20 protein-coding genes are annotated in these 18,018 nt (G+C 40.3%); 2 read left to right on the forward strand and 18 right to left on the reverse strand.

Translation table 11 applies throughout. The features are described from left to right. The first annotated feature begins 88 nt into the window (after nt 1-88). Together ABJF57_RS02385 and ABJF57_RS02390 are read left to right on the forward strand one after the other, a co-directional pair. Nucleotides 89-1,081: an aspartate-semialdehyde dehydrogenase gene (locus ABJF57_RS02385; protein ID WP_462231613.1), complete on the forward strand. Its 993-nt coding sequence runs from the start codon at nt 89-91 to the stop codon at nt 1,079-1,081. A 5-nt stretch (nt 1,082-1,086) separates the two neighbouring features. Further along, nucleotides 1,087-2,274: a class I SAM-dependent methyltransferase gene (locus tag ABJF57_RS02390; protein ID WP_462231611.1), complete on the forward strand. Its 1,188-nt coding sequence runs from the start codon at nt 1,087-1,089 to the stop codon at nt 2,272-2,274. A gap of 240 nt (nt 2,275-2,514) precedes the next feature. Here the strand turns inward: ABJF57_RS02390 and ABJF57_RS02395 are convergent, their stop codons facing one another. The 18 genes from ABJF57_RS02395 to ABJF57_RS02480 form a co-directional block, all read right to left on the reverse strand. Beyond that, the gene (locus ABJF57_RS02395) at nt 2,515-4,398 is read right to left on the reverse strand and encodes a hypothetical protein (RefSeq protein ID WP_462231609.1); all 1,884 of its coding nucleotides are present in this window, start codon (nt 4,396-4,398) and stop codon (nt 2,515-2,517) included. 268 nt (nt 4,399-4,666) lie between these two features. Further along, the gene (locus tag ABJF57_RS02400; RefSeq protein ID WP_462231607.1) at nt 4,667-6,481 is read right to left on the reverse strand and encodes a tetratricopeptide repeat-containing sensor histidine kinase; all 1,815 of its coding nucleotides are present in this window, start codon (nt 6,479-6,481) and stop codon (nt 4,667-4,669) included. Between the two features lie 43 nt (nt 6,482-6,524). Then, nucleotides 6,525-7,175: a hypothetical protein gene (locus tag ABJF57_RS02405; protein WP_462231605.1), complete on the reverse strand. Its 651-nt coding sequence runs from the start codon at nt 7,173-7,175 to the stop codon at nt 6,525-6,527. A 4-nt stretch (nt 7,176-7,179) separates the two neighbouring features. Beyond that, on the reverse strand, nt 7,180-7,689 hold the full coding sequence (locus ABJF57_RS02410; protein WP_462231603.1) for a hypothetical protein: 510 nt from the start codon (nt 7,687-7,689) through the stop codon (nt 7,180-7,182). Nucleotides 7,690-7,712: 23 nt separating this feature from the next. Then, complete coding sequence (locus ABJF57_RS02415; RefSeq protein WP_462231601.1) at nt 7,713-8,816, reverse strand: hypothetical protein; 1,104 nt, start codon at nt 8,814-8,816, stop codon at nt 7,713-7,715. Then, on the reverse strand, nt 8,800-9,276 hold the full coding sequence (locus tag ABJF57_RS02420) for a hypothetical protein (RefSeq protein WP_462236006.1): 477 nt from the start codon (nt 9,274-9,276) through the stop codon (nt 8,800-8,802). The genes ABJF57_RS02415 and ABJF57_RS02420 overlap by 17 nt, the downstream gene beginning before the upstream one ends. Continuing rightward, entirely contained in the window at nt 9,266-9,823 is a 558-nt protein-coding gene (locus ABJF57_RS02425; RefSeq protein ID WP_462231597.1) for an RNA polymerase sigma factor, read from the reverse strand. The genes ABJF57_RS02420 and ABJF57_RS02425 overlap by 11 nt, the downstream gene beginning before the upstream one ends. 26 nt (nt 9,824-9,849) lie before the next feature. After that, nucleotides 9,850-10,446: a class I SAM-dependent methyltransferase gene (locus tag ABJF57_RS02430; protein ID WP_462231595.1), complete on the reverse strand. Its 597-nt coding sequence runs from the start codon at nt 10,444-10,446 to the stop codon at nt 9,850-9,852. Continuing rightward, nucleotides 10,443-11,231 carry a UbiA prenyltransferase family protein gene (locus ABJF57_RS02435; RefSeq protein ID WP_462231593.1) on the reverse strand — a complete coding sequence of 263 codons (789 nt, stop codon included), beginning with the start codon at nt 11,229-11,231 and terminating at the stop codon, nt 10,443-10,445. Before ABJF57_RS02435 ends, ABJF57_RS02430 begins: the two co-directional genes overlap by 4 nt. Further along, nucleotides 11,231-12,121, reverse strand: a complete 891-nt coding sequence (atpG, locus tag ABJF57_RS02440) for an ATP synthase F1 subunit gamma (protein ID WP_462231591.1) — start codon at nt 12,119-12,121, stop codon at nt 11,231-11,233. Before atpG ends, ABJF57_RS02435 begins: the two co-directional genes overlap by 1 nt. 6 nt (nt 12,122-12,127) lie before the next feature. After that, on the reverse strand, nt 12,128-13,708 hold the full coding sequence (gene atpA / locus ABJF57_RS02445) for a F0F1 ATP synthase subunit alpha (RefSeq protein ID WP_462231589.1): 1,581 nt from the start codon (nt 13,706-13,708) through the stop codon (nt 12,128-12,130). Nucleotides 13,709-13,739: 31 nt separating this feature from the next. Further along, nucleotides 13,740-14,282: an ATP synthase F1 subunit delta gene (gene atpH, locus ABJF57_RS02450; RefSeq protein WP_462231587.1), complete on the reverse strand. Its 543-nt coding sequence runs from the start codon at nt 14,280-14,282 to the stop codon at nt 13,740-13,742. Between the two features lie 2 nt (nt 14,283-14,284). Continuing rightward, nucleotides 14,285-14,779: a F0F1 ATP synthase subunit B gene (locus tag ABJF57_RS02455; RefSeq protein WP_462231585.1), complete on the reverse strand. Its 495-nt coding sequence runs from the start codon at nt 14,777-14,779 to the stop codon at nt 14,285-14,287. Nucleotides 14,780-14,862: 83 nt separating this feature from the next. Further along, on the reverse strand, nt 14,863-15,066 hold the full coding sequence (atpE, locus tag ABJF57_RS02460) for an ATP synthase F0 subunit C (RefSeq protein WP_370088894.1): 204 nt from the start codon (nt 15,064-15,066) through the stop codon (nt 14,863-14,865). Between the two features lie 38 nt (nt 15,067-15,104). Continuing rightward, nucleotides 15,105-16,148, reverse strand: a complete 1,044-nt coding sequence (gene atpB, locus ABJF57_RS02465; RefSeq protein ID WP_462231582.1) for a F0F1 ATP synthase subunit A — start codon at nt 16,146-16,148, stop codon at nt 15,105-15,107. A gap of 18 nt (nt 16,149-16,166) precedes the next feature. Further along, complete coding sequence (locus ABJF57_RS02470; RefSeq protein ID WP_462231580.1) at nt 16,167-16,517, reverse strand: hypothetical protein; 351 nt, start codon at nt 16,515-16,517, stop codon at nt 16,167-16,169. Nucleotides 16,518-16,712: 195 nt separating this feature from the next. Beyond that, on the reverse strand, nt 16,713-17,129 hold the full coding sequence (locus ABJF57_RS02475) for a bactofilin family protein (protein ID WP_462231578.1): 417 nt from the start codon (nt 17,127-17,129) through the stop codon (nt 16,713-16,715). A gap of 9 nt (nt 17,130-17,138) precedes the next feature. Next, nucleotides 17,139-18,005, reverse strand: coding sequence for a M23 family metallopeptidase (locus ABJF57_RS02480; RefSeq protein ID WP_462231575.1), 867 nt, complete (start codon nt 18,003-18,005; stop codon nt 17,139-17,141). Between the last annotated feature and the right edge of the window lie 13 nt (nt 18,006-18,018).

Consider the following 18,018-nt stretch of genomic DNA (forward strand, 5'->3'; position numbering starts at 1 on the left):
GACTTTTTAACCGCCTTGAAACTGCTTTGACACTACATAAAATTAGTAGTTTTGCGGTAGATAAATCAGAATCTTACTTTAGTACAATATGAAGGTAGCAGTAGTGGGAGCAAGCGGGCTGGTTGGCCAAAAGATGCTCCAAATCATGTCTGAGCGAAATTTTCCGGTAGATGAGCTATTGCCGGTGGCATCCGAGCGATCTGTAGGAAAGACCATTTCATACAATGGCAGTGACTATACCATCATCTCCATGGATGATGCTATAGCAGCGAAACCAGACATCGCATTGTTTTCAGCTGGTGGGTCTGTTTCCAAGGAGTATGCTCCAAAATTTGCTGAAGTTGGCACGGTGGTAATCGATAACTCATCTGCCTGGAGAATGGATGCTGGTAAAAAGCTGATTGTACCTGAGGTGAATGGCAATGCGCTTCGAATCGATGATCGCATCATCGCCAATCCCAATTGCTCTACGATTCAAATGGTGGTAGCATTAAAGCCGCTCCATGATGCATTCAAAATCAAGCGCATTGTGGTCTCTACCTATCAATCTGTAACTGGATCCGGAAAAGGCGCGGTAGATCAGCTGGAAGGGGAAAGAAGCGGGAAGGATATTAAAAAGGTATATCCTCATAAAATCGACATGAATGCACTGCCTCATATAGATGTATTTCAAGAAAATGGATATACCAAAGAGGAGATGAAGATGGTAAATGAAACCATTAAAATCATGGGCGACGATTCCATCAAGGTGACTTCAACATGTGTTCGAATCCCTACGGTAGGCGGGCATTCAGAAGCCATCAATGTTGAGTTCCAAAACGAATACACTTTGGAGCAGGTACACGCCATTCTCAGCAAAGCTCCTGGAGTAACCGTTGTAGACGAACCTGCAAACAATGAATACCCCATGCCACTAAATGCGCATGATAAGGACGATGTGTTTGTTGGAAGATTACGCAGAGATGAAACGCAAGCAAAAACGCTAAACATGTGGGTAGTATCTGACAACCTGCGGAAAGGTGCTGCAACAAACACCATACAGATAGCTGAATATATGCTCGAGCATAGCCTCGTTTATTAAGCAAGATGGATACGCTTATTGATTTTCTTCAAAGAGAAGATGTTAAGCAATACATTCAAGAAAATATAACCTCAGACATCAATCGACTTGTCTTAAATCCTCCTGCTGTTTTCAAGGAGGAGATTAAGCACATCGCTGCTCAAATCTTAGCACGACAAAAAGTCAAAGGGAAGTTGGACGGTTGGGCAACAAACTTCGATTTGATAATGCCTCCCCCACTTTCTATCGAACAAGCCTCTTCTGAGGTTACTTGCGGGTACAAAAAGCAATTAATCACAGGGGATCACCTTGTTGACCTGACAGGCGGCATGGGTATTGATTTCCTTGCGTTGAGCGAATCATTTGAACACGCTACGTACGTAGAAAAAGAGCTACAGCTCTGCAATGTTTTTCAACACAATATGACCGTGCTTGACAGGCAATTAGAGGTTGTAAATGCGGATGCTTCTTGGTTTTTAGCAAATCATAAATCCAACCCAAAAGGTACGGTGATCTATGTGGATCCAGCGCGCAGAAATCAGCAAAAAAGCAGGGTCTTTAAAATGGAAGATTGCTCACCCAATCTGATAGATCTTTTACCGGTATTGAAACAAAAAGCAAACAAAGTACTCATCAAATACTCCCCACTATTAGACATTCAAGTGATTCTCAAATCGCTCCCACACGTTAAAGAGGTTCATGTTGTATCTGTAAAAAATGACTGCAAGGAGTTGTTGATTCTAGTAGATTTTGAATTTAATGGCATTCCTCAAATACACTGTATAAATCTGGGGAGCGAGCAGCCTGACTATACCTTTCAAATAGAGGGTGAAAAGAAGTCAATCGCCAGATTCGAAGAGTTGGGACCGTATCTTTTTGAACCCAACAGCTCCATCATGAAGGCCGGAGCATTTAAGAAGATTGCTTTGGATTTTAACCTTGGAAAACTTTCTGAAAACACGCATCTCTATACTTTGGATGTACCTATTAATGCATTGCCTGGTAGAGTCTTTAAGGTAGTGGCAAACGCTGATAAGCAAGCGATCAAAGAGTTTGCTCCAGAAGGTAAAATCAATGTAATCACCAGAAATTATCCACTAACAGCGAATGAACTGAAAAAGAAATGGAAGCTTCGGGATGGAGGAGGTTATTATCTAGTTGCCTTTAGAGACATGAATGACAAAGCGAGAATGGTTATAGTGGGGCGTCTTTGATACCTTAAAAATTGACGTTAGCAAGCTTTAGCTAAGCAGTGGTTCCGATCCTTTCCGTCTGAAGAAATAAATGAGAGGTTTTGTTTAGCATTGATGTCCACCTAAAATATCGTAAGTCTTTTTCTGATTAGAAAAACTTACGATATTTCTAGTTCATCCAATAAAGAAGAATTTTTTAACCCAATAACTGCTGTTGTCAGCCTTCAAAATCATTCACATATTTTCTAGTTCAGCAAAAACTCACTTTATAGTCTGCTTTAATAAGAATCCATCATATCCACCTTTATTGTCTTCATTCCCGCCAAAAAATCCGCTAATTACCACTTCATCATCTAACGTATGAATACCATAAGCCACTCCAACATTGCTGTGATTGTATTCTTTTTTAAATATCCCATTAGCATCGTACACACCAAACCATTTTCCATGTGATGGGAGTCCGGCTAATATTACATAATCATCCCCCATTTTCGCAATACGAGAGATTTTGTTCACAGCCGGAATATCTAAATATGATAGAATTTCATCATCTCCACTCATTAAAAAAACTTCATACTCACGCTCACCTGACTTGTATCCTGAGATGAGATACGTGTCGTTTTCTCCTCCTGGCAAAACATTCAGAGCTCCTGTAATAACATCATCGTCTCTACCCTCATCCTTATGCACGCTTTCAAATTCCTTTGTAATATATCCATCAGAATCAGTTCTCACAATCCACGGAGAAACATTTGGATACCCTCCAGTATGACCCACTATCATTAGCTTCTGATCGGTTAGTTCTACAACATCTTTAATGGTTATATTTCGATAATCTCTTATCCACAATACTTCACCACCAGATGTGATTTTTAATAGTTTACCATCATAATTCGCAACAATAAAATTTCCATCAGTGGTTTCAATAACCCGTGTTGGAAAGTATACATCCACTGATTTTTCCCATAACAGGTTTCCTTCTGCATCTGACATGACTACCCATGTGTCATTGTTGGATATTTTGGAAGTAACATCACCAGTACCCGCATTAGACGCAGTGGTGCCAACTTGAATTATGTTACCATTTTTTGTCACCAACATATCCCTCATAACTTCATTCCTATCCCCGCCAAAATTTCTCCGCCAAACAATGCTGCCGCATTCGTCTACTTTCATTATTAAATAATCGTAGCCCCCATTATTTTCCGAGAAATCACCATCTGTTGATCGTGAACGACCTCCCAAAATATACCCATCATTGGTATGTGCAACCGCACAAAAAACATCGTTCTCGGAACCTCCATAGTACTTCAAGAGCTCATCACATTGTGCCTGCTCAGGACGATGCAGGATGATCTCCAGTACTATTTGGTTTAATGTATCAAAGGAAATTTGTTGCTCCGATGGCTCATAACCCTCTTTTGCTACCACAATCGTGTGGTTATATGCACTTCTCAATTCCAACTGATTGGGTTCAGCTCCTAATTCTGTTGCATAATTCCAAACGGACTCACCGCTTTCATTTAACCCTTCAATGGAAATGGATGCATCTGTCAACTCAAAATTCGCCTCTCCCTTTACAAACACTGAAACGACTAAGTCTACCGTTTCTACTACCTCAAAGCCAAATTGTCCATAACCATATTCGGCGGCATTTGCATCCTCACCAATGGCAAGTACTTCTGGAGCTAGCGTAGTGATCTCATCCGCTACGACCTCAAATTCAATCGATAATGGATCATCAACCAAATAGGCCTTGTCGCTACCTTCTATCGGAGAAACATAAATCACAGTTTCTTCTTCCAAAATCAAAAAATCATCCAATGAGTAGCTGCCAACAGTCAGGGTCACAGGCTCTGATAGAAATGAATCACCAAATTGATGGAGAGCCAATTCACGTCTATTTAAAATTACATCTCCATCCGAATTGGCAACAGTGACAATCGCGGAGGATGGAGTACCTAAATCTTCATTCGTCCGCCCTCCTTTATCTGACTCAATTACTTCTTGAGAAAAGCTGAATTGAACAAGTTGCGTTTGCTCTTCGATAGCGAAATCATCCTTACTGCAGGCAAAAAATATGAAGATCGCTGTAATTACGATAGCTAACTTTAAAAATACGTGCTTTGATGTTGGCGTTTCCATATGAAAGATTTTAAAATTTGGAACATTCGAGAATCACGCTCTCGAGAGCGAGGAATTCAAATGTGCATTCATATGTCAATTATCCCCAATTATATAGGTGGACAATGTGTGTACATAACCAGAAAGTCTGAAAGTGGAGGAATCAAAAATTAAGTGATTTGGAGATGACCAGTCATCTGTAAGTTTGAATTCTTAAAGGTGGAAACTGAAGATGGAGGGAATTACTATCTAATTGCTTTTAGAGACATGAATGACAAAGCGAGAATGGTTATAGCGAAGCGTTTTGATCCGTTAAAATAATCCTGAAAACAGATCCTTCTCCCAGTTTACTTTCTACTTCCATTTGGCCTCCCAGACTTTTCGCGAAATCATAACATAAAGCAAGACCAAGACCGTTTCCTTTCTCTCCTGCCGTTCCTTGAGAACTTACCAGCTTGCCTCCAAAGATGTTTTCTTTCATCTCATCTGTCAGACCGATCCCATTATCTATTACCTCAATGATTTTCACTTTCTCTCCTTCTAAAGTATTGACTTCAATCATTGAGTCTTCGTTTGAGAATTTAATGGCATTTACAATCAAATTCCTGAGAAGAATTCGAATGATTCCGGGGTTTGAGTGAATTTGAAAGTCTTCTGCTGTCGGAAGTTTTAACGTAATTTTTTTTAACTCAAAACGCTCACTCAGTTCCATTTTTAAATCCTCGAGAAGCGGGTGGAGCAAGAACACTTCTTTGCTTTGATTCTCGCCTTCCATTTGTCCTTCTGCCCATAGAAATACGTTATTTAATAGGCTCATTAGATTGGATGTTTTTTCCTTGACCTCCGGGAGTAGTGGCTCAATTTCTTCCTTGCTGATAAGTTTCTGATTAAACATTTCCACTACTGATGAAACTGATTGGATAGGAGATTTTAAATCGTGTGATACAATCGCAAAAATCTTTGACCTAAAGGCACTGAGTTTTTCCAGTTCTCGTTTCCGAATACCTAGCTCTCTTACCACCAAGAAAATAATCGCTATCAATATCGCTGCAATGAGTAAGGCTATCACCAATCCTTGAATAATCAATTGACGTTGATCCGCCAGCTCTTTGTTTACTGTATTTTTCGATTCCAGTACGCGCATCTGGAATAGCCGTTGATAATAGGCCAGAAGCTCCAGTTCATTAATAGTCGTCACACTTTGGACACTATCGAGGTAGTGTTCGTGCACCAATTGCTTCTCGTAGGCATCTTTGTACCTCTTTAAGTTTCCATAGCATTTTGAAAGGGTCTTGCTTGTGATATAGATCAACTCTTTTATTCCACTTTGCATGGCAAGGTCAAATGCCAGTTCGGCATGGCTAACGGCTTTTATATCCTCACGCATTGAAAGGTTCCACTCAGCTCTGAGCTGATTTGCCCGAATAACCCCTCGTCTACTGTTAAACTGACGAGCGTTTGCCATGGTAAGCTTGATCAATGAATCAGCTACCTGACTCTTTCCCTCTTGAAAGTAGAGTTCTGCTTGATTGAAATAGTAGATGGAATGGAGATGCTCAAATTCGGAGCTCAAGTAAAGTGACGCTGCTTCTAAATAATGATGTGCAGAATCGTAGTTGCTTAAATTTAAAAAGGCTTTGCCTATGTTATTATTGATCGTGAAGAGCCTAAGTGTATCTTGCTCATTTTGCTGAATCGCCAGCTCTGATCGAAAGTAACCAATCGCATCTAAATCGAGTCCAGAAGATGCATATACATCTCCTATGTTACCCAGATTTTTGGCCATTATTTTTTCGTATCTATTTAGCTCGGAAATTTGAAGCGATGCTTGAATCTTTTCCAGCGCTTGCATCTGATTCCCCAATGACCACTGAGCTGCTCCAACGCGATTAAGTGTTATTGCCAATAGTGAATCGTTTTCCATTGGCTCAGCTATTTTGTGGGCTTCTAAAGCCAGCTCTAAACTTCTCTGTGGTTGGTCATAGAGAAGTGAATCAGAATCATGTATCAGCAAGGATATTCTCTGAAAATCGCCGCCTTGAGCCATGACATCAGACCATGTGCTGAAAACAATTAAGATTAAAGTGATTCTGGTGAGGTTCACTGGATAGGGGTTGTCTTTTAGAACTCACCAAAGATAGTACAAATCAAAACCTTCCAAACCGGAAACTGATCATTGCTGTAGTTCCGGTAATATCTTCGTCTTTTACATTTTCGAGTTCCGTCCCTGAAACATACCGATAGGTCATTCCAGCACCGAGTCTGAAATATTCGGTGATATTAAATTCGATTTCTATTCCAGGTTCAGCAACAAAAAAAACAGAATTCTCAACGGTGAATTCGGAATCTGCAGGATTATTGGTGAAGAAGTCTTTGTCGACCACCTCTAGCGATCCAGCACCTAGTACAATGGGAATACTTATGTGTATTAGCTCGCGAGGTGCAATGGTCCCTCCAATTACAATTCCCCCATATCCTCCTTGAAGACTCAGCTGCTTTGGTGTGGCCTGTCCGGGTACCAGACCCTCAAATTCCACATTCGTCACCAGGCCGTATCCTGCTACACCAAAAAGGTACCTTCTATTGATAATGAATCCTCCGTAAGCCCCAACAAGCAATGCTCGCTCATCCATAAGGTCACCTACTTTTATATCAAGTGCTCCAAAAGCATTTAAGTCGTTGTTTTTACTGAGCAACGATTTCACCTCTTCGTCTTTTGGATTGTTGGTATCCACATACTTCTGACCAAAAGATGTCAGGGTGCAAAGAACAAATACCGAATAAAGTAGCTTCTTCATGGAATCAGAAAACATATTTAAAAGAAATAGCTGCGTCCCAAAAGGTCGCTTTTGTATGCCTCATCCCGATGAAGTTGAAATAGGGTTTAATATCAAAGCCAAAGGTAGCCGGGACCTCCAACCATCGATACTCGATACCAAGGCTAGCATCTACTCCCATGGTGAAAAAACTCTTTTCCTCATATATGAATGCGTCCCCTGTTGCATTGGAAAGTGTCTTGGCTAAATCGTCAAATTTTTCATAGCCTACATGTCCCCCGATTCCATAGTGTAGATAAAATCGATCATTGAAGGAAAATTCCATCGGCTGATGAAAAAGATATTGGGCGGTGAATTGCATCCCTTCGTTTCTCCCACTTAGGATCATCTCCACAGCTTCATCTTCTGTCACAAACTTTTTGAAAGTTAGTCCGGAGGTGTGCCCAAGTCTGATGCCACCAGACTTCTCATAAAGCTGCTGGCCTGCTGATGTGAATGCTATCAGCATAAGTAACAAGGGTATGATTTTTTTCATGGGCTTCCGGTGGTGACGGTGCATTAGTCTTTGTCTACGAAAATTGGGGTTTCTTTTATTGCGACAATCAACTCACCACCATCTGCTTCTAAAATAAGTTGACTGTGACGAGTGTTGGTGTTTCCAACAAAACCAGAAAGGGAAATTCTACCATCATCAGAAAATGTCTCTTTTTGCATGGTCAGCATGCTATTGGGTAGAATCATCTGATCTTCGGGTCCTTTTATATATGTTTTAATGTAAGATGCCTGATTAAGAATCAGGTTAATGTCTGTTGATTTACCTGTAATGTCAATGCTGTTAAAATCCTTAACAATGCGGCTCAAATAAATATCTCCATAGCTAAAGTCTAGTCGTGCTGATCCCCGTAAAAGGTCAGACGTGAGATTGGTGAAGGAACCTTCACACATGATCTCATTGGCATCCAATAGGTGAATTTTATCATTTCGGGAGTTCAATTGTATTCGGTCAATTTTATCTACGCGAATCTCCGAACTACCACTCTCTATGTTCAAGTCTGTTGCTTCATCAATCGTCATATCAGAACCTCTTAAAACGAACATTCCATTGTTCAATTTTCCAAAAGAAGACTTCCCAAAGCTGTGCTTAAGATTTAAAGTTGAAGAAATGCTGTTGGCTTTGATGTCTCCATGAGAGACTTCAATGTTGACTCTTCCATCTAAATCAGCCATATATAAATCTCCATATTTATTTTCAACGCTAAGCATGACTCCTTTTGGCATCCAAACCTGATAGTCAACTTTAAGTTTGTTACTTCCGAGTGCTCCTCCTACCTCATTGATAACATTACCAAAAATCCCACCGCTACTACCTATCTCTGTTACAGCAGATATCACGCTACCTACCTTCCTGAATTTTACATCCACGCGGGACATGGATTTTGAAACAGTCGATGTGTTTTTACCTTCTGCACGAACGACCACTTCAAATCGTACAGAATCCAAATCCCAAGTCCTAATGATTACCTCGCCATATTTACTTATCACCTCAACTTTTGCGTTTTCAGGAACGGCAAAAGAACGCTTGAAGTCACGCTCTTGTCGTACCTGCGCAAGCAGCGGGCTGACAACTATCAGGGTCAATAATATGTTAAAGCACTTCTTCACTCTTTTCCTTTTCTAGCTCTTTTATAATTTCTTCTAAGATCTGGAGTTTGAGCTGATAGTTCTCCATCATTGCTGCGATTACCTCCTGATTGTCAACATTGTCTTTCAGATCAGATTTTAGCTCAGCGAACGCCTGATCCATAGTGGTCAAATCTTCAAGAATACGGTCGTCCTTAAGCTGACTTTTTACTAAGGTGATCTTTTGGTTTATTTCTCCGTTGTAATACCTTTCCAACTCTGCGATTTCATCATTTGGCTGGGGTGCTGGATTCATGAAAAGAATGGTTCCTCCCAGGATAAATGCAAAGCACGCCGCAATTCCAGCCATCTTCCAGGGATCCTTCTGCTGCTTTGGGGCTACCTTCTGTTTGATTTCTTCCCAGCCTGAATTGGCATCAAAAGGATAAATTTCAAATTCGTCCCTTTGATCTTTTACATGATCTTTCAAATTATCCAACATTCTGACTCCTTTCTTCTTCTAATATCTTTCGTATTCGTGCTTTTGCTTTGCAGTATTGAGCTTTGGATGCGGACTCTGTAACACCTAAAATCTCACCAATCTCTTTATGATCGTATCCCTCAAACAAATACAAGTTCAATACCGCTTTGCAGCCTTCTGGTAGCAAGTCTATTGACTGCATTACCTGTGAAGCCTGAAATTGTGCATATTCAAAATCATCTTCCTCTTCTTCGATAAAATCAGCACCTTCTTCCAGTTGCGAAGTATCAAGCTTTTTCTTTCTAATTGCATTTATGCAGTTATTCACCACTATCCGCTTAATCCAAGAGCTAAAAGTATTTACTTCCCGCAAAGACGGCAGCTTTTGAAAAGCATCAATAAACGATTCCTGAAGTAGATCCTTTGCTTCTTCTTCATCACCCATCATTCTTCGGCAGATGTTGTACATAGCCTTAGCGTAAAGGCCATAAAGCGACGACATGGCCGACTGGTCTCCTTGCTGACTCTGAATAATCAGGTGCTTATGAATGGTGTGTGTGGTGCTCACGTTGATATTAATGACAGAACCATTTGTCAAAGGTTTCTATAAAGACGTGAAAAAAGTTGATTTCGATGCGAAATTTTCTCTTTTACTAGTCGAAAACCAGAGGAAGACACTTTTTCATGAATATCGAGGAGTGATTTCGATTGCAATTTTGCTAGAAGTCTAAAAAATAGATGCATTGACTTCAACAAAAGTCTGTTCGTGTCTGTTCTTTGAAAATCTGCAACTAACAGATGCCCTTCCGTTTTCAATACCGACCTAATTTTCTCTATGACAATCTCTAGGGTCGATTCGTCAAAACAATCCAGAAAAAAAGGACATATGACTAAATCATATTTCATTGTGTTGTTCAAAATCAGAAAGTCTTCATTTATGAACTCAACTTTCGTTTTTAGCGGATGCTTTGAAGCTGCCTTCATCATTCGACTAGACTTTTCAACAAAATGAATCACATCGCACCCTGGCATATGCTTCAGCAACTCTCCAGTGCCTCCACCTATGATTAAAACTTTGTCTTCTGCTTGCACTTGTTCTAAGAAAAAAATCTGCGCGTTTAACAATTGATTACCAAAAATCAATCTGGCCATTGTGTCGTAAAATGGAGCTATCAGATCAAATTCATTCATAACCATCCGAACAGGATTGGTAATAGAAAAACACCGTCTCCTACGGTACGGTATCTGTTATTTTTTTTGAAAAAAACAGGAAAAAGAACCACCAATGAATAGGTGATAAAACCTATGAAGAAATAAGCATTAACAAGGCTGAAGGATAACACCGAAATGGCCAGTCCGATAGCTAGAGAAGTAAAAATCAATCCTTCCAGTATTTGATATTCCATTCTGGTGGCTATTGATTGAAATCCATCCCTCACATCCTCATCTTTTTCATACCAGCTGAAGATGACCAAATTGACAAATGCCAAAAGAATTAGCAGCACAATGGATTTCCATTCGAAGGTTTGACCGACCAACATCGGAACCATCAATATTCCGAGTGCATAAATAATTGAAACATAGAGTTCCTTGGAAAGAAAGATCGATAGGCGATGTTGAATGAGTAGGTAAATAAGTGAAAAGGTGGCAAGTGTTAATCCTCCTAAAAAAATGACAACCGGAATGAAAAAAATAAGAGGAAACGCCAGAATAAATACGGTGAAGAAAGCAAACGTGAGCGCTTTTCTATACTTCTGATGGAACATATATCGCTCACGCGAAGTGTTTTTTGATATTTCCGCATCTCGTAGATGATCTGCTGTATAAATCAGCCAGACAGCAGCTCCAAGCAGAGCATAGACTTCCCACCCTATGCTAATTACGGATTGATCACAAAAAAATCGGAGCAGTACAACTACTCCGATTACAATATCTAGTGATAAGATTTGAGCAAACTTATATGCTCGCTTAATCATTAAGCCTGAGCCAATGCCTCAGCACCACCTACGATCTCAAGTATTTCCTTGGTAATGGCTGCCTGACGCGTACGATTGTAAGTCAATCTTAAATCTTTCAGCAGGTCATCTGCATTTTCAGTTGCTTTATCCATTGCTGTCATTCTAGCACCATGCTCAGAAGCATTGGATTCTAGCAATGTCTTATAAAACTGAATCTTAAGAGATTTTGGAACCAGTTCATCAAAAATAAATTCTTTTGAAGGTTCATAAATGTAATCAACACCTCCAAAGTTTTCTTCACTTTCTTCTACCTCTACTTCTTTGATTGGGAGAAACTGCTCTTTATTAATAAGCTGTGTAGCGACGTTTTTAAACTCATTGTAGACAATGTCTACCCGATCATAATCCCCATTGATGAATTTAGCCATGATCATTTCCGCAACCTCTTTCACATCAGCAAAGTTCAACTTCTCAATCAAGTGCGAGTACTCACTTATTACATTGTACTTTCTCTTTGCGAAATGTTCCAATGCTTTTTTTCCTATCGGAAGGACTTCTAAATTCCCAGTCGCCTCAGACTCACTGTACTTTTCAGCAATTAGTGCCTTTACTCCTTTAAAGACACTACTGTTAAAAGCTCCACATAACCCACGATCAGAAGACACAACTACAATCAAAACTCGATCAATTGTGCGCTCTTGAGCATACGGGTTGTCTCCAGAATCTACATTTCCTGCTGAAACATTCTGTATGATTTCAGAGAGTTTCTGAGAATATGGCCTCATTTGAATGATACGATCCTGTGCTCTTCTCAACTTGGCAGCCGCCACCATCTTCATGGCTTTGGTGATCTGCTGCGTTGAAACAACCGACTGAATCCTACCTTTTACTTCTTTAAGATTGGCCATCTGTTCTTATTTTTTGTATCTAGATGCTATATCCTTAGCGATTTCTTCTGTCTTGGCAACAGCGTCATCACTCAACTTACCAGCTTTAAAGTCAGCTAAAGCATCCTTTCCAGTAGTTCTCATTGCATTAATAAACTCAACCTGAAATTCTCTTGCTTTATTCACTGGAACTGGATCTAAGAATCCTTTTGTAGAAGCATAAATAATAGCAACCTGCTCTTCTACCGGAACCGGAGAAAACTGTGGTTGTTTCAAAATCTCCTGATTCTTTTGTCCTCTATCGATCGTACGCTGAGTCGCTGCATCAAGATCAGATCCAAACTTAGCAAATGCTTCAAGTTCTCGGAATTGAGCTTGGTCAAGCTTCAAAGTTCCTGATACTTTTTTCATCGATTTGATCTGCGCATTTCCCCCTACCCTCGATACAGAGATACCAACGTTAATCGCAGGTCTGATACCGGAGTTAAACAAGTTAGTTTCAAGGAAAATTTGACCATCTGTAATCGAAATTACATTGGTAGGTATGTAAGCTGATACGTCTCCAGCTTGTGTTTCAATAATCGGTAGTGCAGTCAATGATCCGCCGCCTTTTACTTTCCCCTTCAATGAAGGAGGAAGGTCATTCATTTGGCTAGCAATCTCGTCGTCATTGATCACTTTTGCTGCACGCTCTAAAAGTCTTGAGTGAAGATAGAATACATCCCCAGGATATGCTTCACGTCCCGGAGGCCTTCTCAGTAGTAGGGAAACCTCGCGGTAAGAAACTGCCTGCTTAGAAAGGTCATCATAAACCACAAGAGCAGGGCGTCCCGTATCTCTGAAAAATTCACCAATTGCAGCACCTGTAAATGGAGCAAAGAATTGCATTGGAGCAGGGTCAGCAGCAGACGCATTTACAATCACTGTATAAGCCATTGCTCCAGCCTTTTCCAATTGCGCTACGATACCCGCCACTGTAGAAGCTTTCTGTCCAATAGCAACGTAGATACAAAATACTGGCTCTCCCTTATCGTAAAATTCTTTTTGGTTGATGATGGTGTCAATTACCACAGCGGTCTTACCCGTCTGACGATCACCAATCACTAATTCTCTCTGACCTCTTCCTACAGGAATCATTGAATCGATCGCAGTAATACCTGTCTGAAGCGGCTCACTTACTGGCTCTCTGTAGATTACTCCTGGCGCCTTTCTTTCGAGGGGCATTTCGAAAGTCTCTCCAGAAATTTCTCCTTTACCATCAATAGGCATACCAAGTGTATCCACTACACGACCACACATGCCGTCTCCTACTTGGATCGAAGCAATCTTACCCGTTCTTTTTACAGTATCTCCCTCGTTTACATTACTTGAATCGCCAAGTAACACAGCTCCTACGTTGTCCTCTTCGAGGTTTAGCACGAGTGCATTCAGGCCGTTTTCAAACTCTAAAAGCTCTCCTGCCTGGGCATTTGATAGTCCATAAATTCTAGCTACACCATCACCTACTTGGAGTACGGTACCTACTTCTTCGAGTTCAGCTTCTGTCTTATGACCAGAAAGCTGCTCTCTTAAAATTGCTGAAACCTCATCAGGTCTTACTTGTGCCATAATATTATTTGTTTAGCCTATTGGCTTAGTGTTATTTATTTTTCGAAAACTTCAGTTTTAATTCTTTCAATTGGCCGCTTACGCTATCATCCAATTGACGATCGCCAACTTTAAGTATATATCCTCCTACTATGTCTGGATTCACTTTTCCTGTCAAAAGTGGTTCTTTACCAGTGATTTCTTTTGCAAGCGTCTCGAATGCCTTCCTCATGTCAGCGTCCAATTCAATACTTGTAGTCACTGATACCTCTGCCAATCCTTTCTTGGCATTGTATAGATGTAAAAATTCTTCCGCGATATTCTCAAGCAAATTCTCCCGACTTTTTCTTGTAATGATATCAAAAGCCTTAAGCGTCAGTTCGTTCACTTTACCTGTGAAAACCTTCTTAAGAATATCCGCTTTTCTCAAATGCGAAATAATCGGGCTCTTAAGCATGAGCGAAAAATCCCTACTCTCTTCGCACACTGTCAAGAAAGATTCCATGTCTGCTTTAACCGCATCCAGGACTTTATTCTCTTCCGCCAATTCTAAGATTGGTGTAGCATAACGAATCGCTATTCTGCCTGCAGACATTCTTAATTAACTTTTACGTCTTTGATGAATTTATCAACCAATGCTTTCTGAGATTTATCATCAGAAAGTTTTTCTCGAAGTACTTTTTCTGCGATTTCAAGTGACAATGCTGCCACCAAGTCTTTCACTTCCGTAAGAGCCGCCTTTTTCTCAACTTCAATTGCCTCTCTCGCATCCTGAATCATTTTAGATGTGATGTCAGATGTTTCTGCCTTAGCATGCTCAATAATATGCACTGATTCTTCTTTCGCTTCCTTTAGAATTGCATCTCGCTCTATGCGCGCCTCTTGAAGAAGGTACTCATTGTCAGCTTTGATTTGCTCCATCTCCTCTTTTGCATTGTCTGCAGCTCTAAGAGAGTCTTCAATTTGATGCTCACGTGCTTTAAGCGCACTCAAGATCGGCCTCCACACGAATCCTCGCAGGATGAATAGTACTATTAGGAAAATAATCAGTTGCCAAATGATCAGTCCAATGTCGGGGGTAACTAGTGCCACGATATATATTGTTTAATAGTAAATGTCTTTTTTAAAAACCTGGCCATGCCACCTAATGTGGTCATAGCCAAGTTTGATAAGGATTAATTTCCTGATCCTGCCAATAGTCCAACTACAACGCCGAAAAGAGCCGCTCCCTCAATAAGGGCTGCTGCAATAATCATTGCTGTCTGGATTTTACCAGCTGCTTCTGGTTGTCTTGCAATACTTTCAGTTGCGCCTTTACCGATCAAACCGATACCAAGACCTGCTCCTAATACTGCCAAACCTGCTCCAATTGCTCCCATGATTTATTATTTATAGTTTAAAAATTGGTTTCTAAAAATTAATGATGCTCTTCAACTGCTTGTCCAAAATAAAGTGCCGACAAAAGCGTAAATACATACGCCTGAAGTACGGCTACAAATAGTTCTAACATGTTCATCACCGTGGCAAAGACTGCTCCAACTACACCTATTGTCAAACTTTCGAAAATGAAAGCCAAACTGATGATGCTTAGGATGAGTATGTGACCTGCTGTGATGTTCGCAAACAGTCGAATCATCAATGAAAATGGCTTAGTAAAGATTCCAATGATCTCTACTGGCCAAAGAATAAGATAAAGTAGAAGTTTACCAGCCCATGGCATTGATTTCCCCAATGGGTCAACAATGTGTAGCCAATAGGTTTTTCTACCTGAAAATGTCGTTATCAAAAGTGTAATTACTGCAAGGGTCAAAGTCACAGAGATATTCCCCGTAAGGTTGGCTGCTCCTGGCAATAAACCTAGCAAGTTTCCAAACCATATGAAGAAAAATACGGTTAGGAGAAATGGCATGAACTTACCATACTTCGGCCCAATGTTTTCTTTCGCTATATCATCTCTGATAAACATGATGATTGGCTCAAAAAAGGATTGGATACCGCGCGGCGCTCTTCCCGCATTTTTCTTATATCCTCTGGCTACCGCGGAAAAAACAAGAAGTAAAAGTGCCGCATCAATTAAGAGGAATAAAACATTTTTCGTTATTGAGATATCGAAAACATGAGCTCCACTTTCTAAAGTGATGTGGTCATGATCCATTATGTAGCCATTGTAAGGGACTACTTCTTCGTGATTATAGAAATTGGCAGATGAGAAAATATCCAGCCCTTTTTCCTCAGAATAGACAATTACAGGAAGGTGAACGGTGAGTCCGTGATAAATTTCCCATACGTGGGAATCCGAAATGTGATGGTTTATCATCTCATTTGGATTGAATTGTTCCTCACCGTCCTTTTTAGAGCCACCTCCAGCCAAAACAAGGCCTGGCATAATGAGTAGCAATAGTGCTAAAAACTTGTTGATTTTCAGAAAGTTAGATTGCTTCAAAATAGCGCCTATTCTCATCGGATTTTCGTTCGTTCCTCAATTTCGGCGCAAGTTAGTCAATGCCCCAACTATTTCAAAGATCATGTATATCAAATAGAGGATAATAAATTGAACAACTAGATTGAACTGATCTGGCTGTGAATAAATCATCACAAGTATGAAGACCAAAGAGGATAATAATCTAATCACAATCTTCACCATAGACATCTGAACCTTCCACTCCTCGGATGCCCAGTGATCGAGTCTGAACAAGACAAAAGCTTGCGCTGTAAAGAAAAAAACCATCAGCTGAAATGACGAATGCAAAGCAAGAGAGGTGGAAAAGTAATATTCTACCAATAATAGTACGCTTGTAATTGCTATTAAAAATAGCCACTTCTTCTTCATCTCAAAGACCTTAATAGTAACCAAATAGTCCCTGCCATTGCGAGGAACGTGGCAACTAAAATAATAACGGGACTAGATTTCAGATAGTCGTCCAAATAATAGCCCCCCAGAATTAAACTTAAGTTCAAGACTACAAGCTCGAACGCTAAGGCATAGTGCCTCATAAAAGATTTATCCTCTTTTTGGGATTGAATGTCAGGCTTTGAGTGCGTGCGGCTGCTCTGCTTCTTCGGGCTTTCCAATTTTAATTTCTTTGCTTTTTACGCCCATTTTACATTTTCCATTGAAGGTAGCTCCGGATTCAACTAGCAATTTATTGGTGATAATGTCCCCATCTATGGTTGCGGTAGCTTTCAGCACCAATTGCTCGGTTACCTCAATGGTACCTGTAATGTGTCCGGCTACTTCTGCATTTTGCGCAAGCACACTACCATCTACTTGAGATGAGTGGCCAAAAGCAGCTTTCGATTTGGTTTTGATATCTCCTACAACTTTTCCTTCTACCCGAATGTTGCCAAAGGTTTCTATGCTACCGTTTACAATAGTGCCTTTCCCAATGATGTTACTCGAGTTGCTTAACTCTTCTACTTCTTTCTGATTCTTGTTCAACATAGCGTGATTTTATAGTGCAATATACTCTTCAGGGTTAACAGGGTTGCCATTATGCCATAATTCTAAATGCAAATGAAGTCCTGACGTTAGCTCTCCTGTATTTCCGATAATAGCCACCACTTCACCTGCGGCCACAAAATTACCAACGTTTTTAAATAATTCCGAATTGTGTTTATATACCGAAATTAAATTGCCAGGATGCTGAATCGCGAGAATATAACCCCCATCCAATGTCCAGGACGACATGACCACCACACCATCCGCAACAGATCGGACAGGCTCATTTTCTTGAGCTACCATGTCGATTCCGTAATGATCTTTTTTGGGATTAAATCCGTCGGTAATTATCCCATCCAATGGACTAATGAGGTATATATCCCGTAATTCGTAAATATTTGATGATACTGCTATTGGAAGAGCTGTAATGCCCGCTAAATCAGATCCTTCAAATTCAGCTCTGAACTGAGAGTCCACTGGCTGTATTGTTTCGCTCAATTCTGCGGGTTGTAAATTGGATTCAAGGCTTAATTCTACACTTTGGTCAATTTCTTCTCCTGCAATAATTCTTCTTACATTTTCAATATAGACGTCCTTGTTGTTCACTTCTTGCTCAAGTGAATCTATTGTCATTGACAACTCCAAAACCTGTCGATTAGCCTCCATTTGAGCATGCCTTGGATCAAGCCATTGTTCTAATGCTACTGTAACCAAGTACACGGCCAATGACAGCAAAAGAAGCCCTACCCCCGTCAAAAGCAGAAACAAGCGCGCATAATTAAAACTAAATGTGGTTTTTTCCGCAAAATTCTCCTCATTGCGAATAATCAGCAGATATTTATTGGTTAGCCAGTTACTTAATGTCTTTCTTGCAGCCATAGATTGCAATTTA

Origin of the sequence: Ekhidna sp., from assembly GCF_039940915.1 — a bacterium.
Lineage (GTDB): Bacteria > Bacteroidota > Bacteroidia > Cytophagales > Cyclobacteriaceae > Ekhidna.

Coding starts and splice junctions, on each gene's coding strand:
- ABJF57_RS02410 (WP_462231603.1), bottom strand. CDS start 7,689: ATGAAAAAAATCATACCCTTGTTACTTATGCTGATAGCATTCACATCA.
- ABJF57_RS02390 (WP_462231611.1), top strand. CDS start 1,087: ATGGATACGCTTATTGATTTTCTTCAAAGAGAAGATGTTAAGCAATAC.
- atpE (WP_370088894.1), bottom strand. CDS start 15,066: ATGGGAGCAATTGGAGCAGGTTTGGCAGTATTAGGAGCAGGTCTTGGT.
- ABJF57_RS02435 (WP_462231593.1), bottom strand. CDS start 11,231: ATGATTAAGCGAGCATATAAGTTTGCTCAAATCTTATCACTAGATATT.
- ABJF57_RS02430 (WP_462231595.1), bottom strand. CDS start 10,446: ATGAATGAATTTGATCTGATAGCTCCATTTTACGACACAATGGCCAGA.
- atpA (WP_462231589.1), bottom strand. CDS start 13,708: ATGGCACAAGTAAGACCTGATGAGGTTTCAGCAATTTTAAGAGAGCAG.
- ABJF57_RS02475 (WP_462231578.1), bottom strand. CDS start 17,129: ATGTTGAACAAGAATCAGAAAGAAGTAGAAGAGTTAAGCAACTCGAGT.
- ABJF57_RS02480 (WP_462231575.1), bottom strand. CDS start 18,005: ATGGCTGCAAGAAAGACATTAAGTAACTGGCTAACCAATAAATATCTG.
- ABJF57_RS02385 (WP_462231613.1), top strand. CDS start 89: ATGAAGGTAGCAGTAGTGGGAGCAAGCGGGCTGGTTGGCCAAAAGATG.
- ABJF57_RS02395 (WP_462231609.1), bottom strand. CDS start 4,398: ATGGAAACGCCAACATCAAAGCACGTATTTTTAAAGTTAGCTATCGTA.
- atpH (WP_462231587.1), bottom strand. CDS start 14,282: ATGTCTGCAGGCAGAATAGCGATTCGTTATGCTACACCAATCTTAGAA.
- ABJF57_RS02420 (WP_462236006.1), bottom strand. CDS start 9,276: ATGTTGGATAATTTGAAAGATCATGTAAAAGATCAAAGGGACGAATTT.
- ABJF57_RS02470 (WP_462231580.1), bottom strand. CDS start 16,517: ATGAAGAAGAAGTGGCTATTTTTAATAGCAATTACAAGCGTACTATTA.
- ABJF57_RS02405 (WP_462231605.1), bottom strand. CDS start 7,175: ATGAAGAAGCTACTTTATTCGGTATTTGTTCTTTGCACCCTGACATCT.
- atpG (WP_462231591.1), bottom strand. CDS start 12,121: ATGGCCAATCTTAAAGAAGTAAAAGGTAGGATTCAGTCGGTTGTTTCA.
- atpB (WP_462231582.1), bottom strand. CDS start 16,148: ATGAGAATAGGCGCTATTTTGAAGCAATCTAACTTTCTGAAAATCAAC.